Origin of the sequence: Ensifer sp. ENS08, from assembly GCF_014852195.1 — a bacterium.
Lineage (GTDB): Bacteria > Pseudomonadota > Alphaproteobacteria > Rhizobiales > Rhizobiaceae > Ensifer > Ensifer adhaerens.
In genome coordinates, this window is sequence record NZ_JACVBF010000013.1 from 183,764 (window position 1) to 204,486 (window position 20,723).

29 protein-coding genes and 1 tRNA gene are annotated in these 20,723 nt (G+C 60.9%); 20 read left to right on the forward strand and 10 right to left on the reverse strand.

All coding sequences use genetic code 11. The annotated features are described in order from the left end of the window. Positions 1–252: 252 nt before the first annotated feature. The 9 genes from IB272_RS24455 to IB272_RS24495 all read right to left on the reverse strand — a co-directional run bounded on the left by IB272_RS24455 (position 253) and on the right by IB272_RS24495 (position 4,513). Complete coding sequence (locus tag IB272_RS24455) at positions 253–630, reverse strand: HNH endonuclease signature motif containing protein (RefSeq protein ID WP_192445251.1); 378 nt, start codon at positions 628–630, stop codon at positions 253–255. Further along, positions 630–1,157 carry a hypothetical protein gene (locus IB272_RS35020; RefSeq protein ID WP_348646808.1) on the reverse strand — a complete coding sequence of 176 codons (528 nt, stop codon included), beginning with the start codon at positions 1,155–1,157 and terminating at the stop codon, positions 630–632. Before IB272_RS35020 ends, IB272_RS24455 begins: the two co-directional genes overlap by 1 nt. Then, on the reverse strand, positions 1,154–1,324 hold the full coding sequence (locus IB272_RS24465) for a hypothetical protein (RefSeq protein WP_192445211.1): 171 nt from the start codon (positions 1,322–1,324) through the stop codon (positions 1,154–1,156). The genes IB272_RS35020 and IB272_RS24465 overlap by 4 nt, the downstream gene beginning before the upstream one ends. Further along, positions 1,321–2,496, reverse strand: coding sequence for a DNA polymerase III subunit beta (gene dnaN / locus IB272_RS24470; RefSeq protein WP_192445213.1), 1,176 nt, complete (start codon positions 2,494–2,496; stop codon positions 1,321–1,323). Before dnaN ends, IB272_RS24465 begins: the two co-directional genes overlap by 4 nt. A 4-nt stretch (positions 2,497–2,500) precedes the next feature. Then, a complete protein-coding gene (locus IB272_RS24475; protein ID WP_192445215.1) occupies positions 2,501–2,773 on the reverse strand; it encodes a hypothetical protein in 273 nt (90 codons plus the stop codon). After that, a complete protein-coding gene (locus tag IB272_RS24480) occupies positions 2,770–3,012 on the reverse strand; it encodes a hypothetical protein (RefSeq protein WP_192445217.1) in 243 nt (80 codons plus the stop codon). The genes IB272_RS24475 and IB272_RS24480 overlap by 4 nt, the downstream gene beginning before the upstream one ends. Then, positions 3,009–3,149, reverse strand: coding sequence for a hypothetical protein (locus IB272_RS24485; protein ID WP_192445219.1), 141 nt, complete (start codon positions 3,147–3,149; stop codon positions 3,009–3,011). The genes IB272_RS24480 and IB272_RS24485 overlap by 4 nt, the downstream gene beginning before the upstream one ends. A 4-nt stretch (positions 3,150–3,153) precedes the next feature. Next, positions 3,154–3,336 (reverse strand): hypothetical protein, encoded by a 183-nt coding sequence (locus tag IB272_RS24490; protein WP_112985695.1) that lies wholly within the window; start codon positions 3,334–3,336, stop codon positions 3,154–3,156. Positions 3,337–3,811: 475 nt separating this feature from the next. After that, positions 3,812–4,513, reverse strand: coding sequence for a helix-turn-helix transcriptional regulator (locus IB272_RS24495; RefSeq protein ID WP_192445253.1), 702 nt, complete (start codon positions 4,511–4,513; stop codon positions 3,812–3,814). 85 nt (positions 4,514–4,598) lie between these two features. Between IB272_RS24495 and IB272_RS24500 the strand changes: the two genes are divergently transcribed. The 9 genes from IB272_RS24500 (at position 4,599) to IB272_RS35025 (ending at position 12,447) form a co-directional block, all read left to right on the forward strand. Further along, complete coding sequence (locus IB272_RS24500; RefSeq protein WP_192445221.1) at positions 4,599–4,814, forward strand: Cro/CI family transcriptional regulator; 216 nt, start codon at positions 4,599–4,601, stop codon at positions 4,812–4,814. 240 nt (positions 4,815–5,054) lie between these two features. Continuing rightward, complete coding sequence (locus IB272_RS24505) at positions 5,055–5,558, forward strand: hypothetical protein (RefSeq protein ID WP_112985691.1); 504 nt, start codon at positions 5,055–5,057, stop codon at positions 5,556–5,558. Positions 5,559–5,602: 44 nt separating this feature from the next. Then, entirely contained in the window at positions 5,603–7,336 is a 1,734-nt protein-coding gene (locus tag IB272_RS24510; protein ID WP_192445223.1) for a hypothetical protein, read from the forward strand. Beyond that, positions 7,333–7,641, forward strand: a complete 309-nt coding sequence (locus IB272_RS24515; RefSeq protein ID WP_192445225.1) for a hypothetical protein — start codon at positions 7,333–7,335, stop codon at positions 7,639–7,641. Before IB272_RS24510 ends, IB272_RS24515 begins: the two co-directional genes overlap by 4 nt. Then, the gene (locus IB272_RS24520) at positions 7,628–9,718 is read left to right on the forward strand and encodes a DNA cytosine methyltransferase (RefSeq protein WP_192445255.1); all 2,091 of its coding nucleotides are present in this window, start codon (positions 7,628–7,630) and stop codon (positions 9,716–9,718) included. The genes IB272_RS24515 and IB272_RS24520 overlap by 14 nt, the downstream gene beginning before the upstream one ends. Further along, positions 9,715–9,954: a hypothetical protein gene (locus tag IB272_RS24525; protein ID WP_192445227.1), complete on the forward strand. Its 240-nt coding sequence runs from the start codon at positions 9,715–9,717 to the stop codon at positions 9,952–9,954. Before IB272_RS24520 ends, IB272_RS24525 begins: the two co-directional genes overlap by 4 nt. Continuing rightward, positions 9,951–11,258 carry a helix-turn-helix domain-containing protein gene (locus IB272_RS24530; RefSeq protein ID WP_192445229.1) on the forward strand — a complete coding sequence of 436 codons (1,308 nt, stop codon included), beginning with the start codon at positions 9,951–9,953 and terminating at the stop codon, positions 11,256–11,258. Before IB272_RS24525 ends, IB272_RS24530 begins: the two co-directional genes overlap by 4 nt. A 94-nt stretch (positions 11,259–11,352) precedes the next feature. Beyond that, positions 11,353–11,877, forward strand: a complete 525-nt coding sequence (locus IB272_RS24535; RefSeq protein WP_246810414.1) for a transcription termination/antitermination NusG family protein — start codon at positions 11,353–11,355, stop codon at positions 11,875–11,877. A 312-nt stretch (positions 11,878–12,189) separates the two neighbouring features. Then, positions 12,190–12,447 carry an HNH endonuclease gene (locus IB272_RS35025; RefSeq protein WP_348646809.1) on the forward strand — a complete coding sequence of 86 codons (258 nt, stop codon included), beginning with the start codon at positions 12,190–12,192 and terminating at the stop codon, positions 12,445–12,447. Between the two features lie 42 nt (positions 12,448–12,489). Here the strand turns inward: IB272_RS35025 and IB272_RS24545 are convergent. After that, positions 12,490–12,576: transfer RNA gene (locus IB272_RS24545), tRNA-Ile, on the reverse strand. Positions 12,577–12,708: 132 nt separating this feature from the next. Between IB272_RS24545 and IB272_RS24550 the strand changes: the two genes are divergently transcribed. From IB272_RS24550 to IB272_RS24600, 11 genes are all read left to right on the forward strand, one after another. After that, on the forward strand, positions 12,709–13,179 hold the full coding sequence (locus tag IB272_RS24550) for a hypothetical protein (RefSeq protein WP_192445231.1): 471 nt from the start codon (positions 12,709–12,711) through the stop codon (positions 13,177–13,179). After that, the gene (locus IB272_RS24555; RefSeq protein ID WP_192445233.1) at positions 13,176–14,915 is read left to right on the forward strand and encodes a terminase large subunit; all 1,740 of its coding nucleotides are present in this window, start codon (positions 13,176–13,178) and stop codon (positions 14,913–14,915) included. The genes IB272_RS24550 and IB272_RS24555 overlap by 4 nt, the downstream gene beginning before the upstream one ends. Before the next feature lie 77 nt (positions 14,916–14,992). Next, positions 14,993–16,246: a phage portal protein gene (locus IB272_RS24560; RefSeq protein ID WP_192445235.1), complete on the forward strand. Its 1,254-nt coding sequence runs from the start codon at positions 14,993–14,995 to the stop codon at positions 16,244–16,246. 5 nt (positions 16,247–16,251) lie between these two features. Continuing rightward, on the forward strand, positions 16,252–16,938 hold the full coding sequence (locus IB272_RS24565) for an HK97 family phage prohead protease (RefSeq protein WP_192445237.1): 687 nt from the start codon (positions 16,252–16,254) through the stop codon (positions 16,936–16,938). Between the two features lie 16 nt (positions 16,939–16,954). Beyond that, on the forward strand, positions 16,955–18,304 hold the full coding sequence (locus tag IB272_RS24570; RefSeq protein WP_246810415.1) for a phage major capsid protein: 1,350 nt from the start codon (positions 16,955–16,957) through the stop codon (positions 18,302–18,304). A 65-nt stretch (positions 18,305–18,369) separates the two neighbouring features. Further along, entirely contained in the window at positions 18,370–18,567 is a 198-nt protein-coding gene (locus IB272_RS24575) for a hypothetical protein (RefSeq protein WP_134885962.1), read from the forward strand. A 21-nt stretch (positions 18,568–18,588) separates the two neighbouring features. Beyond that, the gene (locus tag IB272_RS24580; RefSeq protein WP_192445239.1) at positions 18,589–19,152 is read left to right on the forward strand and encodes a head-tail connector protein; all 564 of its coding nucleotides are present in this window, start codon (positions 18,589–18,591) and stop codon (positions 19,150–19,152) included. A 9-nt stretch (positions 19,153–19,161) separates the two neighbouring features. Continuing rightward, positions 19,162–19,347, forward strand: a complete 186-nt coding sequence (locus tag IB272_RS24585) for a hypothetical protein (RefSeq protein WP_192445241.1) — start codon at positions 19,162–19,164, stop codon at positions 19,345–19,347. Continuing rightward, positions 19,325–19,699 (forward strand): head-tail adaptor protein, encoded by a 375-nt coding sequence (locus IB272_RS24590; protein ID WP_192445243.1) that lies wholly within the window; start codon positions 19,325–19,327, stop codon positions 19,697–19,699. Before IB272_RS24585 ends, IB272_RS24590 begins: the two co-directional genes overlap by 23 nt. Continuing rightward, positions 19,696–20,115 carry an HK97-gp10 family putative phage morphogenesis protein gene (locus IB272_RS24595; protein ID WP_192445245.1) on the forward strand — a complete coding sequence of 140 codons (420 nt, stop codon included), beginning with the start codon at positions 19,696–19,698 and terminating at the stop codon, positions 20,113–20,115. The genes IB272_RS24590 and IB272_RS24595 overlap by 4 nt, the downstream gene beginning before the upstream one ends. After that, complete coding sequence (locus IB272_RS24600; RefSeq protein WP_192445247.1) at positions 20,112–20,537, forward strand: DUF3168 domain-containing protein; 426 nt, start codon at positions 20,112–20,114, stop codon at positions 20,535–20,537. Before IB272_RS24595 ends, IB272_RS24600 begins: the two co-directional genes overlap by 4 nt. Positions 20,538–20,723 lie beyond the last annotated feature (186 nt).

Here is a 20,723-nt window from a genome sequence, read left to right on the forward strand (position 1 = left end):
GGTCTCGGCTCATGCCGGCTTTGTGTGGTAGCGCGCGAAAGCTCGCCCAAAGCTCGTCGACATCCCATATGTTTCGCCCGAAGAGCACTCTCGGTTGTGGCATGGTGCCAACTTCAACGGCGCTGTCAAACAGAGACACGCTGATGCTCAAAAGCAGGGCCGCCTGCTCACGCGTGACGCCAAAGGGCGGAAGGCCTTGCGGAAGCAGGGCGGAGCGGCGAGGGCGCGTGTCGACGGCCGTCGTTTCTCGGCTCATTGGGTGATCTCCTCGCATTCGAGCGCTGGCCCGCCGTTGTGGCCGATCATTGCGGCTTCGGCGCGCGCCTGGTCGCGGCGCTTCTGGTTCTGCTTGTGCGTCACCAACTCCGTATGTTTGGGGTTCGGATTAACGCAGAGGCGGTTGCGGCATTTGTGGTCGAGCTGCTTCTTGCCGGGGATGTAGCCGTGTTCGTTGGTCCACATGACCAGATGCACGGCTACCGTCTGGCCGCTTAGGTTCATCCGCGGATAGTTCTTTCCGCGGCCCTTGCTGCCCGACGTGGGGCCTTGCCAGATCCAGCAGCCGGTTACGGGGTCGACGACGACCCTCGCCATGATCTTCTCGCGGATCTCCTCGCGGCGGCTCATCATCATCCGTGCCGCCTCCAGAGATCGAAATCCGCGCGCAGTTGCTTCCAACGCTCGGCGGCGGCGGGATTGTCGTTTAATTCCCTCCGGGACGAAATCGCGAGGACGGAGCGCACGCGCGTCGCTGCGCGGTCATTGGTCAGGGGAGCTTCGAGCCCGTGCCTTTCTTCGAGATACTTCTTGAAGGCCGGTTCGGCGCATTTCATTGAGCATTCTGCGGCAAAGTCTTTCGGCTTTTCCGCGCGCTGCCCGGAGTTCCGGCGCAGCCTGACGATTTCGCCGAAGGCGTACTGCAGGAGGAAGTCCATTGCGCGCATGTAGGTCGGGGCATGGGACATCAGGCGTCGATCTTCGAAACCGCACGACGGCAGGATCAATGCGATCGCCTCGACTTCGCCGGTCATGGGCTCTTTTGAGCAAATTTCGTTCTGCCCGTGTTCGGGATCGTAGAATTCGCACCATTCCTCGCTCGCGAGGCCGAGCAGCTGGCGGGCGTCGCGATACTTCGCCTTAGCAAGCTCAAGGTTCACCGGCGCTCCTCCAGAGAGATCTCGCGGAGACGCGCCGGGAGTTCGGCAGGATCGTCGTCGCCCTTGCATTCGAGGCAGCGGTCGACGATCTCGATCGCCCGAGCGAGGGCGTCTTGGAAGCCTTTTCGATAGGCGGCGCCGCGGCGGCGCTTCGGATCGCTGGTCATGCCGCTTGCTCCACGGCGGAGAAGCGAGGCTTCATAATGCTGAGCACGTAAGTCTCACCCGGCACGCCCACAGGCCGCACAAGGACGCGCGCAGCGTCAGCCGTAGTGTGAAGGTTGATTTCCGGGCTGTTGACGCTCTCCAGCATCTTTGACAGCTGCAGGCCGTTGAGGCTCAGTTCCAGATCTGCCGGCGCCTCTATCTCGCCCGGAAAGGCATCGTGGGCAGAGCCACCCTCGCGGCTCACCATGTCGATGTTCACGTGGCCATCGCGTGTGCGAATGAACAGGGCGTCGGCCTTGGCATCGTCGATCATCACACAGACGCGTTTGATGGCGGAGGACAGCGCATCCATTTTCACGCCAATTCGCGCATCGCCGGGCGCGGGGATTACGCGCTCGTACTCCGGATAGATGCCGTCAATGAGTTTGGTGGTGATGGTCACGCCATCGAATTGCACCGCCAGGATGGCATCCGTCGCCGCTATGCGAGCTCCTTGGCTGGCCCCATCGAGCAGCTTACGGATGCTGTCGGCGGCGCGTGGCGGCAGGATGACTTGCGGATACGAGTTTCCCGGCTTCGGGAGGGCAGGGCAGCCGCCCGTATGCGCGACAATTCTTGCGAGGCTCAGGCCGTCCGTGGTCGCCACCACCATCCCATCGCCGCCGCGCTCCCCGTGAAGGCAGTAGCCGGTGAGATAGGGCCGGTCATCGGCCTTGTTGAGCGCAAAGCTCGCCTTGTCGATTGCGAGGGCCAGAGGCTTGCCTGCGATGTCGGTCCAGCCAAGTTCTCCCTTGATCGGGATAGCCGGAAAATCCTGCGCCGGCAGGAAGGGAACGGACAAGCGCGAATTGCCCGCCGAGATTGAGATGCTGTCCTTGCTGCGGCCGGGACCGAAGCTGACTTCGGCGTTTTCCGGCAGGGTCGCGAGAATCGACTTGAATTTGTCGGCCGGGATGGCGAACGGGATCGGATCGCCGATCGAGATTGCTTCGCATTCGGCATCAATCTGCAGATCGAGATTGGAACCGCGCAGCCGAACCACATCGGTCATTGGCTCCAGCAGGACATGAGAGAGGATCGGGATCGTGTTGCGGGTCTCGATCGCACCCATCACGCGTGACAGCGCCTGGTGCAGATTGGAGCGGTGGAGTGTGAACCAGATTTCGGCCATGCGGTTAGCCTCTCGCGCTCGTGAGGAGATCCGCGACTGCCTTTGCGTGAGACGGGGGCGCAAGCCCGAACTCGCGCGAGAATTCGTCCATGGCGGCCGCAATGTTGCCCTCGGCCATGTAGCGATAGACGCGCTCGACCCACTCCGGCGCCGGAGGCTCGAAGTCCTCCAGCGTCCTTGGCGTGTCGTCATCCCCGTCAGCCAGAGGGAGGTCCGGTTGATTGGAAACGGTCACATCTTCGGCGATGCGCTCAAGGCTCGGATTGCGGATGTTCATGCGGCTGCTCCTTCGCGGATCGCGGCGGCGTTGATGTCGGTGGCGTAGGGTCGGGTTGGGTCGTCGAGCCAGAGGGCGCAGAGGTCGTGAGGATCGACGCCGTGGCGGCCGGCGATCTCCTGGAAGCTCTCGGTCGCGTTGGTCATGCTGCCTAGGCGGCAGTCGACGACGGCGGCAGCGAGACGCGTGCCGTGGGACTGGCGGATGGTGTCGAGCCAGCCGGTTCCGATTTTAGTCATGGCGAGAGGGTCCAGAAGAAGGCCGCGAAAAGGATGAGGCTTGAGGCGATGGCGGCGAGCGCGCCGCGCACGATCCAAACAGGCTTGTCGTTTACAGGGGACGGCTGCGGATCGTGGCGGCGGGCTCTCTTCGCCATGGCCTTACGCCGCGTTTGCCATGGCGGTGGCGAGTTCGCTGGCCTTCGGGCCGAACAGGCGGATCTGGTCAGGGGTGAAGTTGTGGCGCTTGAGATCCTCGGCCGTGCAGCCCTCGCCAACTTCGACCATGGCTTTTGCCATGCGCTGGAGGGTGTGCCGAGTTTTGATTCCGCCGTTCGGTTGCATGTGTGTCTCCGTTCTTGAACCGGGTGAAACCTCCCGGCGACGCGGAGATTGATGCCAATCTTTCCCGCGGTCGCCTTTAACGAGGCAAGCGAAAGAAAGCACGGCTTAAATCAATTTGCAAGCTGTACTTTAAAAGTGGGCTTTAACAAAAACGATTCGACAAGCGGTATGAAAGAATCAATATTGCGAACGAAAAGAGAACAAAGGAGGTTTGATGGAATGTTGCCAGCGTCCGACCCAACCCTAGGTCAGGTATCGTCTCTCTCTATCGAGTGCGGAGATTGTGGCCATTCACGATGGCGGAAGCCAAAGGAGCTGTACGGTCGGGGTGTCGGGCCAATGACCTCGGTTGCCCAGTTGGGTGCACGTTTGCAATGCTCCTCGTGCCGGGAAGAAGGCCTTCCTGGCAAGACAATTTCAATTCAAGTGATGTTTGTCTGCGACTCTGATCGCGTCCGCGTCGAGGCGGCTCGGCTCAATAGCCGAGAAGCTCGCGCAGCGGGATGATCCGCCAAAGGTTCTTGATGCGATACGCGTCAAAGGTGAGTTCGGTCGCGGGATTGTATTGGATGCACACTAGCTCCGATTTGGCTCTGCGCGTCATGCGCTTCACATAGGCTTTTCCATGTGATTCGCCTTCGTCGGGGTACATTTCGATGACTACGTCATCTCCGGGCACGGCGTGGCGTCCGCCGCAGTAAATCAAGTCTCCGGGCTCGTAGCGGGGGACCATGCTGTCGCTAATCACGTGGAGTGCGAACACTGAGCGGAGATGGGCAATGCCTGGCGGGCGGCGAACGTAACCCGAGACTTCGCCATTCAGCGTAAAGTCTCCGTCGTCTCCACCGGCTGCAACCCCTAGCACTTCCACATCGAGTGGCCCGGTTGGAGCTGGGCCCCGCTCGCCGACTATCTCCGCGTCGGCCAGTTCGAGCGGATCGTCTACGCCAAGGTAGGTTAGTTCGCCTCGGCTGAGCGCGACCGGATCTAGTTTAAGTAGGCGCGCCACTGCCTGAAGGTTATCCATCGACAGGACATTGGCGCCGCGCTCCCAGTTGCCCACAGCTCCGGTGCTAACATCGGCCGCCTCTGCGACTTCGCGCATGACCAGTCCTCGCTGTTTGCGGGCTGTCCTGATCGCGGCGCCAATTTTCTTTGCAAGTTCGCTATCGTTCATACGCGCATTGAAAGAGGAACTTTCATCGCGCGTCCATTTAAGTGTAGCTTGCATCTGTTTTAAAGCTGTGCTTTTACTGCTCGCCATGGAACACTCACTCTCAATTGAATCGTTGGATCGTGCGAGGAAAGCTGTCGGCGGTTCGTCGGCTCTTGCCCGCAAACTCAACATCACGCCGCAGGCGGTGTCTCAGTGGAAAGAGGCACCGCCCGAGCGTGTTCTTGCGATTGAACGAGAGACTGGCGTTTCCCGACACGATTTGAGGCGGGATGTCTTTGGACCCCCAGTGGGTGCCGAATGAGAAAGTCACCATCGCAAGGCACGATAAGCGCGGGCTTCCTCCCTCCCGTGCGCCTTGCCACCTGGCAGGGGCGCGCGTCTGGCCTGCGCGTCCCTGCCGCTGTTTTCCCATCCGCCTATCCATGCGGCCCTCCCTGAGCTGACGGCCTGAATCTCTCACTTCCGAACCTTTCCCACCACGGGAAAACCCGACCGGATTTCCCGGCGCGGGAAGCGCTTTTCATTGCCTTGGAGGCAGCTAATGACCGTTTCCGAAACCTGGAATTATCGCATCAAGGCGGCACAGCGAGATCTGATCAAGCGCGCCGGCGGCATCGAACGCGTTGCAGAGATCACCACGTTTTCGAAGAGCCAAGTCGGACGCTGGAACAGCTCGACTGAGTCGGATCTGATGCCGCTTGCTGCAATCGTCGTCTGCGAGGCCGATACCGGCGTCGCCCTGGTTACCGCCGTCATGGCGGAAATCAACGGGCGGCGGCTCAGCGACCCCGAGGAGGAAAAGCGCGGCCAGACGAGCGTGTTTGCAACGTTCGCCGAGGCGAAGCGACACGACGCCGAACTGACGCACAGCTTCTCGCTCGCCATCGCGGACGGCTACGTTTCCGCGGCCGAGGCCGATGTGGCCGACCGCAAGGCCGCAGCTCAAATCAACGCGCTGACGGAGTTTCGGGCGTCGCTCGCAACGATCAGGGCGCAGGGCGGCGGTAAGGCCGCTCTGCGTGTCGTCGGCGGTGACGGCGAATGATTGGCGACCTCCCGAAGAACTTAGGCGAGAAGGCAGAGAGATTCATGTCCGCGGCGCTGGCCGAAGGCGTGCTGGTCGTCGGGACCGAGGGCGACATGAAGACCTGCAGAAACCTCAACAGCCGGGGACTGCTGCGCCGCCACCCAAAAGACGCTTGCATCTGGTATCCGACCGAAAAAGGCTACGAGCTTTCCGGAATAGATCGACCGGTTTCTGTCGCCGAGCTTGTGAACCACAGGGGCGAAGCCGTCGCCCTTCACGCGGCCAATCATGCTCAGATCGCCGTTGTCGAGCCGATCGCCATCGAAGGCGGTGGTGGTGGCGTTGTTTTGTTCACGTCACCGCCTTGCGTGCATTTTTCCAAGCCGAATAACGAGCCCCCCGCAATCGCCGTTCGCGCCGACGAAAACGACCTGTTGGCGACCGTCGAACGGGCGCGCGGTGCGCTGACGGAAGACGACGTTCGCCATGCGCTCGTGCTTTCGGGCGGTGCCTACGAGGAAGCCAAAGCAGCGGCGAACTATGCCGAGAAGGTCAAGGCCAGCAGGGAACTGATCAAGAAGTTTCGGGCGATTCAGGCGGATGCGTTGAAGGTCGAGACCTATGCGACCATCCGGCTTGCGGAGATCGTGGACGCTGCGCAAGGGCGCGGAGAGGTGTCGGGCAAGGGGCGTCCGAAAAATGTCCAGACTGACGACATTTTCAAACTTGAGGAAATCGGCGTCGATCGCCGCGCACTTCACCAAGCGCGAAAGCTGCGCGATGCCGAGCTAAAGGCCCCCGGTATTGTCGAGCGCGCCATTGCTGATCGGATTGAAGCGGGGCTCGCGCCTACGCGTAACGCTATCCGCCACGCAATCGGCACGCGTTCAGCTTCGAGGGACGAGAAGGGCGACCAGCTTTACGAGACACCGATCGAGGCTATCCGAACGTTGCTGGCGCTCGAAAGCTTCTCGGCGACAGTCAAGGAACCGGCAGTCGGCAAGGGCGCGATACTGCGTCCGCTGGAGGCGGCGGGCTACGAGGTGATGATTGCGGATCTCGTCGATCGTGGCGTTGCTACGCGACACGGCGAGTTGCAGCAGGTTGGTGATTTCCTGCTCTCGAAGGCTGGCGGCTCAGAGGGCGCCGATATCGTCACCAACCCACCTTATGACGATCTGGCAAACACCTTCGCCGCCCATGCGCTGCGCGAGCACAAGCCGCGCAAGATGGCGCTGTTGCTCAACTGGAACTTTGCAGCCGGATTCGCCGATCCAAACCGGGTCTTCGTCATGGACGAGAACCCGCCATCCCGAATCTATCTGTTCAGCCGCCGCCTGCCGATGATGCACCGGGACGGATGGAGCGGCCCCGAGGCGTCAAGCCAGATGAATACGGCGTTCTTCGTTTGGGAGCGCAACGACGACGGAACCTACGGAGACGGATTCCCGCGCATCATCCGTGTTGACTGGAAGCAGTTCGAGACCGCCAAGGCTCTCTTGCCGGGGGCAGGCGGGAACATCGCCCCCATGTCGTTCTCCGCGCCATCGCAGCCTGACGAATTCGCCCGCGAAACACCGCGCAAGACGCTCGATAAGCGCGTCAGCGAGGAGCGGGATCGTGCGCTCAATTGGCTCAATGCTCAAACGGAGCCCTTCGACATCGGCGCCATGCGCCGAGGCGTCGGTGTTCGCGACCTGGTGGCCGGTGCCCTGCTAGCCAGCTTCGAGGCAGATGGGCTGATCGTTCCAGATGGTGAGGGGCGATGGCGACCCGCCATGGGGAGCGCCCCGTGACGTCGCTCCTCGTCGAAGATCTTATAAGGGCTGCCGATAATTGCGAGCGCGCCCGCTGGCTTCTCACTGTCCCTGCCAGCGTTCTCTATCGCGACCAGTTGTCGATCCGGTCACTTCTGGTCCGCGCCAACCTTCGCGAGGGCCTCACCTACCTCGCGACCGAGATTGCCGCCTTGTGTGCGGTACGTGAGCCGGACGGCACGCTGAAACCCGAAATCACCCAATCCCGCGAGATCGCTCGCACCGAACTGCTCGCCCTTGTCGGCGAGCCCGCTACCATGGAGGCCGCGAATGTTTCGAAGTGACCTTTTGGCCGAGATCAGCACCGCCGCCATGTCGGCAGTTTGGACTGACGTTCCGATGATCGTCGACAGCTTCGCGGGTGGCGGCGGCGCGTCGACGGGTATCGAGATGGCGCTTGGCCGATCCCCCGACATCGCGATCAACCACAATCCCGCTGCGCTGGCACTGCATGCGGCCAACCACCGCGAAACCGAGCACATTTCGGAGAACGTCTACCAGATCGACCCGCTCGACCATATGCGAGGCCGTCATATCGGGCTGGCGTGGTTCTCGCCTGATTGCAAGCACTTCTCCAAGGCCAAGGGAGGCAAGCCTGTAGAACGCAACATTCGCGATCTCTGCTGGATTATCCCCGGCTGGGTAGAGCGTATCCAGAAGAGCGGCGGCAAGGTCGACGTGATCATTATGGAGAACGTCGAGGAGTTCAAAGATTACGGCCCACTGGTGGAGACCGAGCGCGGCCTGATGCCGGATCCCGAGCGCAAGGGCGAGCTGTTCCAGAAGTGGTGCGGGAAGCTGCGGCGACTTGGCGGCAAGATCGAGTTTCGCGAGTTGAAGGCCTGCGACTTCGGTGCGCCGACGATCCGCAAGCGCCTTTTCGTCATCATCCGCTTTGACGGCCAGCCCATCGTCTGGCCTGAGCCGACGCACGGAAAGCCATCCGATCCTGATGTCATCGAAGGCAAGAAGCTGCCCTGGCGCACCGCCGCAGAGTGCATCGATTGGACGCTGCCGTGCCCGTCGATCTTCGATACGCCCGCCGAGATCTGGGGCAAGCACCAGCTTCGGGCTGTCCGTCCGCTCGCCGACGCGACCATGGCCCGCGTCGCTCGCGGTATGAAGCGCTACGTTCTCGATGCCGAGCAGCCTTTCCTTGTGAATCTCACGCATGGCGCTCGGCTTGAGCCGCTGGATCAGCCGTTCAACGCGATCACAGGCGCTAACCGTGGTGAGAAGGCTGTTATCGCGCCCTCCCTGATATCGGTGGCTCACGGGGACAGCGGCGGACGGCGGGAGTACCCGCTGAATGAGCCGCATGGTGTTGTGACTGCTGGAGGGATCGGCCACGCGGTGATCGCGCCCCATCTGATGACCATGCGGAACGCGGGCAAGCCGTTCAATGGCGCTGACGAGCCGACCCACACGATTACTGCCGGTGGCGCTGGTCTAACGCTGGTTGCGCCGGTCCTGACGGCTGCGCAGCAGGGCGGCTCTATCCGGTCCGTCGAAGATCCTCACCACACGATCACCGCGAGCAGCAAAGACCAGAACGCCGTTATCGTGCCTACGTTGGTCGGCTGCGGTGGCCGGGCGGGGCAGAGCCGGCCACGGGGCGGCGACGAACCGGCGGCAACCATTACGGCGAAGGCCGATGGCTGCGTTGCTGTCGCGTTTATGGCGCAGCACAACAGCGACAGCCGGCGCGACGGTGGCGTCAATCCTGGTAGAGCTGCCGATGAACCGCTATCGACGGTCACGCAGACCGGAAGTCAACAGGGTGTCGTATCAGCGTTTGTCGCTCGCCAGTTCGGCACGTCCACCGGCCACGGAGTGGACGTTCCGGCGGCGACGGTGATGGCAGATGGCGGCGGCAAGTCGCAGCTCGTGACGCCCTATCTGCAGGCCTACTACGGCACGGGCGAAGGGCAGCACGAGACAGAACCAATGCGGACGGTCACCACCAAAGACCGTCACGGGCATATCGAAGCAACGATTGGGGTGCCCCCTTTCACCGATGCTCAGGCCGAACGGGCGCGGCAGGTCGCGTTATTCATGCGGGCGCATGGTTTCTGGGACGATCGCGAGTTCGTCACCGTCGAGATCGGCGGGGCGACCTTCATTATCGTCGATATCGGCATGCGCATGCTGACACCGCGGGAACTCTACAACGCGCAGGGCTTCCCACCGAACTACATCATCGACGGAGCGTGGGACTACCACACAGGCGCGTCGGTCTGGCGCGACTTCTCCAAGTCCGTGCAGGTCTCTTGCGTCGGTAACTCCGTCTCTCCCCCGGTCGCGCGCGCCCTCGTCGCGGCCAATTGCGGTCACCTCGCGGTGCAGAGGGCAGCAGCATGAACTGGTTGGATGAAGGCTATAGGGACGTATTGATGTGCGGTAACGTAGATGTGGGCGCGATCTATCCGCCCGTGCGAAGGGCCAAGGTTTGGCGCTGGCGGATCTGGGTGACCGAGACGGGTCATCCGGCCTCGGGCTCGGAGCAGTCGCGGAGCGGCGCGATTCGTCAGGTCGAGATCCGGTTCAAGGGCTTCTTGGGCGCGGCGCAGCTCGCGCCGGTAGGCGGTGCAGTGTGAGCATCGCTATCATGTCGCAACTGTTCAAGGCGCACCTCGGCTCGGCTAATCGCAAGATGCTCGCCGTTCGCCTGGCCGACTTCGCCGACGACGAGGGCAAGGGCATTTTCCCTACGATCTCGCGCCTGTCTGTCGAGACCGAGCTTTCCGAGCGCACCGTGCAGCGCATGCTCGCATCCTTCGTGGATGAGGGGCTATTGCTTGTCGTGAAAAAGGGTGGAAATCGCCCCGGCGAGGCGACGCGCTACGACTTCAATATGCCTGCCATCAACCGGCTTCCCCTCGCCAAAGCGGTCGCCGAGGGGTGTCATGGTGTCACCCATGACACAGTGACACCCGTGTCAACGGCGACAGCTATGGGTGACACCGACGACAATTACGGGTGTCACGGTGACACCCAAACCGTAATAGAACCACCAATAGAACCATTAGAGAGAGAGGGTGCGCGCGAAGAGCGGGAAGAAGATCGGAAAGAGCTTGAGCGTCGATACAAGGCTCTGGAGATCGGCCGTCATCGCAATCCGTGGCCGAACGTCCTCAAGTCGTCGACCAAATGGGGCTTCGACCAGTTCGTCAAGCTCTCGCCTGAGGATCGTCTGCTGGCCGAGGAGCGCCGCGACGCTTATCTGGCTGCTTGCCCCAAGGTGAAATCCGGCGAGCGCAAGGGCGAGGCCGATGCCGCCCCGCTCGGCGTCTACCTGAGGGATCGGAAGTTCATCGACGTTGCCGCGATCGTACCGAAGATGAGCGCCCCCGAGAGCGTGAACGTTGCGCCCTTCGGTCCGCAATGGGCAGGGCTTCGAACGTTGGCGCTCCTCAACGGACCGGTTGCGATCGCCATGCCCGAGGACGCTCGTCAATCTGCCCGCAACATGTTCGAAACCCTCAGCCGCACCAGCAAAGCGCGAGCGCAAGCTTACCTAGCTCGCAAGGGCATCTGGTGGGACGGCAAGGATCTCGTGTTCCCTGTCGACTTCGAGGGCACAGAGCATCGCCGTCGCTTGCTGGAGACTGGCTATCCCGAGGCCAACAGGCTCAACGATCTGGCGGCCGAGCGTGGCTCAGAGAAGGCCGAGGCATGGTGTGCGGTGTTCTCCGATCTGTGCGAGGCGGTGCGCGTTGGCTGCGAGATGTACGGGCGTTGGCGCGATCATTATGCCGCGATGAATTGGCCCTTCGTGGCTGATCCCGGCTCGATGCGCGTCGTCTACTTCCCGAAGGGCGGGCCGGAAGGCCTCGACGAGTTTGAAACCGCCGCTCGTGCGGCAAAGGCAGAGGAGCGGAGCGTTGATGATGCAGCATAGGGGCATGATTGGGACACCGCTCGCGACCGAACCGAGAGACGGTTTCAGGGATCGCATACGGCGAATCGCAGCAAGGAATTTGAAGGCAGCCTCAATGAAAGTGACCGAAATGAACCCTGAAAACGCCCGCTGGTACTGCCTGCACGTCTTGCGCGGTAAAGAATTCGATGTGGAAAATGCACTGACGGCGGCCAATGTTGAGGTCTTCTTGCCTCGCGAGAAGATCGTTTCTGTACGAGCCGGCAGGAAAATCGAGGCCGAAGTGCCGCGATTGGCGAGCTATCTGCTGGTTCGCCTGGTGCCGTCAGCGGAGGCGTTTTCAGCGCTTCGAAACCAGAAAAACGTTCTCGACTTCGTTGGCGGTGCTGCGGGCTATCACGTGATCAAGGATAGCGATGTGGCTGTTTTCAGGAGCAAAAACCCGCTGCGTGTCGCGACGGACAAGAGCATCGGGCAGGGCACTGAGGCGGATATCGTGTTCGGCCCGTTCTCCGGGTTCAGGTGCATTGTGACGGCGGTTAAGTGGTGCCGCGAGGCGAAGGCCAGCGTTCGTATTGATGTGCAGGGCAAGGCTTTCGACATTGAGAGCATGCCTCTTGCGTATTTGAAGAAGTTATGAGAGTCATTCTCCCAACGGACGAGCCGGAAGACGTACCCCTCCGATCCCCTAGCCTAGAGCTAGGGCAGAGCAGGCGCCAGCCTCAGGGACCAACGTTCACCAGCCCCTTACCCTGACCGCCTCCAAAGCGAGGCACCGACTCAGGGCCAGTGCGAAAGCTATGACCAGATGACAGGCGGCCGAAAGGTCGCCTTTTTTCGTTTAAGGGTTATGGGCAGACTCTCAACACTCAAGCCACGGCTGACGACGCTGGGCTCACGAATCGCTCGGCCGGAAGGTGAAGCAGCTCGCCTCGCAGAGCGCGATCGCAACGTGACCTGGCGGAAGTGGTACAAGACGGCGCGTTGGCAGAAGCTGCGCATGCAGGTGCTGAAGCGTGATCTCTTCACGTGCCAGATGGTGGGATGCGGACGCATCGAACCCAACACCTCTCAACTGGTCGCTGACCACAAGATCCGACACCAAGGCCACGAGCAGCTGTTCTGGGATGAGGGCAACCTGCAGTGCCTTTGCAAGCCGTGCCACGACAAGCTCAAGCAGAAAGAGGAACGGCGCAGCTTCGGTCCGTAAATGCGGAACGCCGCTCGACGGCGAACCGGAGCGGCGTTCTCAAATAAGGAGCGGGATTCGAACCCGCGAGACGCTTTCACGTCTGCCTGAGTATCAGTCAGGAGCCTTCAACCACTCGGCCACCCTTCCAGACTGCCTGTGAAGGCAGGGATTGCAACCCTAGGGTCGCCGCGACCGGGACGCAAGGGGGGTGGGTCAAAAGTCTGCGGGCCTCCGGCGCCTAGACCCGCGTCCCCCTCATTCAGAGATTTTATTTCCGTCATGAGCGAGAAATCTGACCTGGAAGGCGAAGAGGGCTTGGAACTCGACCTCTTCGGCAAGCCGATTGCGCCGATCAAAGACAGGCGTGGTCGGCCGAGCTACGCAAAAGTGGCGGAAAATCAAGAGCTTGTGACTGTCCTGCGGTGCGCAGGTTGGAACCATGAGCGGATTGCCCGCTACATCGGCTGCGACGAGAAGACGTTGCGCAAACATTTTTCCCGCGAGCTCGATGCGGGTGCGGACATTGTCGAGGCCGAAGCGCTGATGGTCACATACAAGCGCATGCGCCAAGGCAACTCAGTTGCGACGGGCCGAATTCTGGATCTGGCCGACAAAGCGCAACTTGCAGCGCCTCAGAGGCGTCAGCCCGCAAAAGATCCAAAGCCAGAGAAGCTGGGCAAGAAAGCCCAGCTCGATGAAGACGCCAAGACCGGCCATCAGAACAGCGACTGGGGAAATCTCCTGCAATGAGCCTCGCCGTTAGTCCGGAAGCGCTGGCAAGCAGCTGGAATTTTGCTTGCCCGGATTGGTTTGAACGGCTTCAGCAGGGGCGTTCAATCATTCCGGACCTGCCGTTAGACGAAGCAAAGGCGGAACGTGGCCTTCGCATCTTCGAGAAGCTTCGGGTTCCTGACATCGACGACAAGCCGTCGCTCGGCGAGGCTTGCGGTCCTTGGTTCAAAGATATCGTCCGAACTGTCTTTGGCAGCGTAGACGACGATGGCGTGCGCCACGTGTCCGAGATCTTCGCCCTGGTCGGCAAGAAGAACTCGAAGACTACATACTCCGGCGGTCTTATCGTCACCTGTCTGTTGGCGAACAAGATCCCGCGCGCCGAGATCCTGTTTGTCGGCCCCACGCAGGAAATCGCCGACGCCGCTTTTCAGCAAGCCGTCGGGATGATCGAAGACGACGAGGAGGGCTACCTTCAGAAGCGGTTTCACATTCAGGATCACAAGAAGGTCATCCGCGACCGGGTTACGAAGGCCTTCATCAAGATCAAGACCTTCGACATGAAGGTTATGACTGGCTCCAAGCCGGTAATCGTGTTGCTCGATGAGCTGCACATTATGGGTAGTATCAGCTATGCGACGCGCGTCATTCGACAGATCCGCGGTGCATTGGTTCGGCGCCGAGATAGCCTTTTCATCATCATCTCGACCCAGAGTGACGAGGAGCCCGCCGGCGCATTCAAAGCCGAGCTTGAGTATGCTCGCGGTGTCCGCGACGGCCGGATCACCGGCAACATCCGCATGCTTCCCATTCTCTACGAATTTCCGGAGGCAATGCAGATCGACGAGGGCAAGCCGTGGATGGATCCACGGAATTGGCATCTCGTTATGCCGAACCTCGGAAGGTCGCTCCACCTCGATAGCATGGTCGCTGATTTCGAGGCGGAACGAGAGAAGGGCGACGAATCCATTCAGATATGGGCCTCTCAGCACCTCAACGTGCAGGTCGGGCTGGCCTTGCATGGCGGGCGGTGGATCGGTTCGGACTACTGGCCTGGTGCGGCCGATCGGCGCATTACGATCGAATACCTCTTGGAGGTCTGCGATTGCATCGTGGGCGGCATCGACGGCGGGGGATTGGACGACCTTTTAGGCTTGACCCTTCTCGGGCGTCACAAGCTAACTCGACAATGGCTGTGGTGGTCGAGGGCATGGGCGCAGCCGGACGTTCTTCGCTTGCGAAAGGAAATCGCCGCGAGGCTGACCGACTTCTCCGACGATGGTGACCTGGTCATTTGCAAAACGCCGACACAGGACATCGAGGATGTCGCCGCGATTTTGGAGCGGGTGTGGAATATTGGCCTGATGCCTGAGAGAGGCGCAATTGGCTTGGACCCGCAAGGCGTTGCAGCGATGGTCGATGAAATTACGAGCAAGGGCATTCCGGATGAAGCCTTGGTTGCGGTTTCGCAGGGTTATCGTCTGTCCAGTTCCATCTGGGGCGCAGAGCGCAAACTGAAGGACGGCACGCTCAAGCATTGTGGCTCAAAGATGCTGTCCTGGTGCGTGAGCAATACCAAGGCACAGCAAGCCGGGAACGCGGTGATCATCACCAAGCAGGTTTCCGGTAAAGCGAAGATCGACCCCGTGATTTCGGGCTTCAACGCAATCTCACTCATGAGCCGCAATCCTGAAGCGGCAGGCGCCGGGCCAGATATCGGCGATTTTCTCAAAGAAATGGCGGCGCAGGGATGAGCATTTGGACAGGCCTATTCAGCAGGCGGAATGTTAAGCTCTCCGGTCGCGATGATGCGGAGACGATGCGGGCAGCGATGGGTGTCAGCAGCGCGGCCGGCAAATCGGTCACGCCCGATACCGTGTTGCAGCTCGCGACCGCGTGGTCATGCATTCGGCTCCTGTCGGAGACAATCGGAACGTTGCCGCTGCTTACATACCGGCGCAACGGCGAGGCAAAGTCAGTGGCTCCGGATCTTCCGCTCTATGGTCTGTTGCATGACAGCCCGAATGCCGATCAGACGGCGGCGGAGTTTCTTGAGGCCATCGTCGCCTGTCTGTGCCTTTGGGGCAATTTCTATGGCGAAAAGCAATTCTTTGGTTCGAGGCTGGTCGCTGTCGACCAGTTGAAGCCGGACCTGATGCGTGTCCGTCGCAACAAACAAGGCCGGCGCGTGTACTGCTACAGCGGTCCTGACGGCTATCGAGAAATGGACGAGGAAAGGGTTTTCCACGTTCGCGGTTTCGGGGTTGGTGGCATCGTTGGCCTATCGCCCATCAGCTACGCCCGTCAGACGATGGGAACCGCGCTGGCGGCAGACGAAACGGCGGCCGAAACGTTCCGCAATGGCCTGCAAATCTCCGGCTTCATCAAGGAGGCGGCCGGTACCAAGTCGACATCGGCGCAGCGAAAGGAGCTTTTGGAGCTGTTCAACGGCTTCATGGGATCTTTGAACGCCGGCAAGGTCATGCCCCTGCCGCACGGATTTGACTTCGCCGGCATCAGCATGAACCCGGAAGATGCGCAGCTGCTTCAGACGCGCCGATTTCACGTCGAAGAGATTTGCCGATGGTTCCGCGTGCCACCCTTTATGATCGGTCACACGGAAAAGTCGACGAGCTGGGGAACCGGACTCGAGCAGCAGATGATCGGCTTCCTGACGTTCTCGCTCCGGCCGTATCTGACGCGGATCGAGCAGGCGATCAAAAAGCAGCTGATCGGTCCATCTGAACGGTCAACCATCTTTGCCGAGTTCAATCTGGAGGGGCTGTTGCGCGCCGACAGTCAGGGCCGAGCAGCGCTTCTGAGCGCCTTGGGGCAAAACGGCTTCCTGACGCGCAATGAAGGCCGCGCCCTCGACAACCGGGCTCCGATGCCCGGTGGCGACATGCTCACGGTGCAATCCAATCTTCTGCCCCTCGACCAGCTCGGGCGGCAAGATCCTGCCAGTAATCAGGTCCGGTCGGCGATGTTGAGCCTGCTGTTTGGTGGGAGCCTTGAAGAGGTGATCGACCAGCGCCTGAAATCAATGATGGGCCACAACGGCGGTCCCGCACTCGACGAGGAATGACCACCATGAAAACCAAGGATTTCAGCCTGCAGATCAAGGATCTGTCGGAAGACGGCACCTTTGAGGGGTACGGCTCCATCTTCGGGAATGTCGACAGCTACGGCGAGAAGGTTATGCCCGGTGCCTTCATCGAGAGCCTGGCTCGTCACAAGCGCGATGGAACCTCTGTCGTGATGCTTTGGGCGCACAATCCCGAAGAGCCGATCGGCGTTTGGGAAGATCTGGCCGAAGATGCAAAAGGCCTTTGGGGTAAGGGCCGGATCATCCGCTCGATACAGCGCGGCAAGGAGGTCTATGAACTCTTGAAGGCCAAGGCCGTTCGCGGACTGTCGATCGGCTATCGCGAGATCGAGCACGAGAAAGAAGACGGCATCAGACTTTTGAAGAAGCTCGATCTCTGGGAGATCAGCTGCGTCACTTTCCCGGCCAACCGCCGTGCTCGCGTCGAGGCTGTGAAATCGGAACGCATGGATGAATTCGCTCGTCGCCTTCGCGACGGTGATCCCATGCCTACCAAGGAATTCGAGGACATCCTGCGAGAGGCAGGCGTCCCGAAAAGCATGGCCCTCGCGATCGCCTCGCATGGCTATGCAAAAGCCATTCGGAGTGACTCCGAGGGCGAGGCGAACCCCGCAACAGACGCTGCCATCAAGGCTCTTCACGACGCAGTGAACAGCTTTCGCACGCGCTAACTACAGGAACATCTCTATGACGATGAAATTCAACCGGGCGGTCGCGCTCGGCGCCTTCGTGTGCCTTGCCCTCGCCGCCGTCTTCGCAATCACGCTTTATGGCGTTGATCTCTCGACCCTGCATGCACCTGGCCTTATCGCCGCTTCGGCCGCAGCCGGCGCCGGCGCTGATCTCGAAGGGCTGGCCCGCGACCTGAAGGCGGCTGCCGATGAGGTCAAGAAATCTGCCGAACTGACCAGCACCGAACTCAAGAACCTCGGCAAGGTGACGGAAGATACCAAGAAGGCTGCCGACGAGGCGCTGATCAAGCACAACGAGCTTTCGGCTCGCATGACCGAAATCGAACAGAAGATGGTGCGCGGACCTGGCGGACCGGAACGCAGGAAGTCGATCGGCGAAATGGTGACCGATCACGACGACTTCAAGCACTTCGTCAAGTCGGGCGGCAAGGGGCGCGTTTCGATTCCGGTCAAGGCGATCATCTCCGCCCTGACCACCGATGCGGACGGCTCCGCTGGCGATCTGATCGTTCCGCAGCGTGTTCCGGGCGTCGTTGCCCCGCCGCAGCGTCGCATGACCATCCGCAACTTGATTACGCCTGGCAACACCGCTTCCAACGCGATCCAGTACGTCAAGGAAACCGGCTTCACTAACAATGCTGCTACCGTCTCGGAAACGGCCGGCACGACCAAGCCGCAGTCGGAGATCAAGTTCGATATCGTGACCGCGCCCGTCGCCACGATCGCCCACTTTGTGCTCGCCACCAAGCAGATCCTCGACGATGTTCCAATGCTGCAGTCGTATGTTGACGGTCGCCTCCGTTACGGCTTGGCCTTCGTTGAGGAAGCGCAGCTTCTGATGGGCAGCGGAACGGGCACCAATCTGAACGGCATTTATACGCAGGCCTCGCCCTATGCTGCGCCTGTTCAGATCCCGGCGGGCGTGACGAAGATCGATGTTATCCGCCTCGCGATGCTTCAGGCGTTCCTGGCGGAGTACCCGCCGAACGGTGTCGTTATGAACCCGGTCGATTGGGCGACGATCGAACTGCTGAAGGATACCACTGGCCGGCACATCATCGGCAACCCGCAGAACCAGGCCGAAGCGCGGCTCTGGCGCTTGCCGGTCGTCGAGACGCAGGCGATGACGGTCGACAAGTTCCTGACCGGCGCTTTCGATCTCGGCGCACAGATCTTCGACCGCGAAGAGGCCAACGTCGAAATCTCGACGGAGGACAGCGACAACTTCCGCAAGAACCTCATCACGTTGCGTGCCGAGGAGCGCCTTGCCCTCGCAACCTATCGTCCGGAGGCCTTCGTCAAGGGCGACTTCTCCGACGCGATCACCGCCAGCACGGCGCCCTGATCGCTTCTGTTCATACCAACGGGCGGGCAGTGCCCGCCCGTTTCATGAACAGAAGGAGAAGTGCCATGAAACTGATAGCCAAAGACAGCTTCTACACGGACGAAACCAAACACGTACACGGCAAGTCCGAATTCGAGATCGAAAGCGACGCTGCTGCAAACGATCTGATCAAGAAGGGCCTCGCCGTCGAAGCGACCGACGAGAACCGCAAGGCGCTGCTGGCGCCGAAGAACAAGGCCGAGCCGGCGCCGAAGAACAAGTGATTTCCGACCGAGGTGCGCCCAATGTCTCTCCTTGTAATAGAGCCTCCTGTTGCGATCGTCACTTTAGCGGAGGCAAAGGCGCATCTCGTCGTTGAGCATGTCGAGGATGACCTTCTCCTTGAAGGCTTCATTCGCGCCGCATGCCGGTGGATCGACGGTCCCGACACCTGGTTGGGCCGTGCGATCGGCCTTCAGGTGCTGGAATGGCAATTGCAAAGCTGGCCTTGCAATCCACTGACGCTGCCTTGCCCGCCTGAAGTGGAAATCGTTTCGATCAAGTACATCGATCCCGATGGTGTCGAGCGCACCTTGCCGTTCTCTGAACCGCTGTATCTTGAGAACCTGCCGGCGGTTCGTGGCCGGCCGGGCGATATCAAGATCCGCTATCGCGCCGGCTATGGTGTGCGAAGCGAGGCAGATGCGAATGCGTGGGTGCCTGCTGCACCTCCAGATATCAAGGTCGCCGTCCTGATGCTTGTAGCTCAATGGTATCGGCATCGCTCGCCGGTGGTTACCGGCGAAACACTTGTACAACTCCCTTTTGCCGTTGAGGCGCTTTTGCAGCCATATCGAACCTTCAGCTAGGAGGCCGTCATGCGTGTTCGTTTTACGGGCGACTTCGACTATCGGCCGACACCGCAAGTCACGGTGGCCTATCTCGCCGGCATGGAAATGACGGTCAAGCGCGAGTGTGCCGAGCAGGCCATTGCCGCGGGCAAAGCGGTGAAGGTCGCGGCTAACCGCAGGGAGGCGATCGATGGCGAACAGGTCGGCGGGTGATCTCTATCACCGCTACGCGTTCGATCAGCGCGGGCTGATCGACGACAGCGCGGGAAACACCGTCGGCAAGTGGATCGAGCGCTTCGATCGGCGGGCCGGCGTCATCAACCTGCGGGGCGGCGAGGCTGTCATGGCCGGTCGCCTGCAGGGCAAGCATGTCCAGATTGTCTTTGTTCGCGCCTCCGACCAGGTGCTGCAGGTTTCGACGGAATGGCGCATGCGGGACGTCAGAACCGGGGCGTTCGTCAACGGGAAATGGACGGGTGTTTCCTACAACATCCGAGAGATCACCCGCTCCGACGACCGCCTCTGGCTGGACTTCCTATGTGAGAGCGGGGTGGCTGACGGATGACGAAGATCCTCAATCTCGCCAAGCTCGACAAAAAGCTGAAGCGCCTGCCGACAGTTGCCAAGGATTTCATCCGGACCGAAATGGGCAAGGTTGCCGACCAGGTCGTTGAGATGATGAAGCGCCTGGTGCCCGTCGAGGATGGCGTGCTGCGCGATAGCATCGGCTGGACGTGGGGCAAGGCACCGAAGGGTGCTGGCATCGTCGCCACGGTGAAATCGAAGATGGGCGATGATCTTACCATCACCATCTACGCCGGCAGCGTCGAGGCCTACTATGCACGCTGGCAGGAGTTCGGCACGCAGGACCAACCGGCGCAGCCCTATTTCTATGTGAGCTGGCGAGCCAGTCGCAAAGACGCGGTGCGTCAGGTTCGGAAGGCCTCACGGCAGGCTGCGAAAAAGGTGGCGGCATCATGAGCGACGCATCGTTTGAGCTTCAGGTCGCCATCGTCGCGCGCCTGAAAAACGACCCCGCGCTAACGGCACTGATTAGCGATCGCGTCTATGATCACGTGCCGCGAGATCCGGCCACGAACAAGGTGACGGCCACATTTCCGTACGTCTCGCTTGGTCCCGACCAGGAGCTTCCGGAGGCCGCCGATTGCGTTCGGGCCACGGAATTTGTGTTGCAGATCGACGCCTGGTCACGCGAGCCGGGTTTCCCGGAAGTCAAGAAAGTGGCGCGCGCCGTCGAGGATGCGCTTCACGAAGTGGACTTTCCATTGCCGGGAAACGCGATGGTCTACTTTGAATATGATGGTCGCCGCGTATTCCGCGACCCTGACGGCCTGACATCTCAGGCGGCAATGACCTTCCGGGCCGGCATCGACAAGGCCTGATCCTCGCAAATTCGGCATTTCGCCAACCTGCCCGATGGGCGGGCAATTCCGCTTGCCATCAAAGGAGGTGGCATGAAAGAGACCGCGTCCGCTGAGAGAACGGATCACTGAGATGCAGGTGATGATTGAGGGACAGCCACGCTTCCGGCCTTTCGGCTTATCCTGTTGGGGTTTTGGAGATCTCAA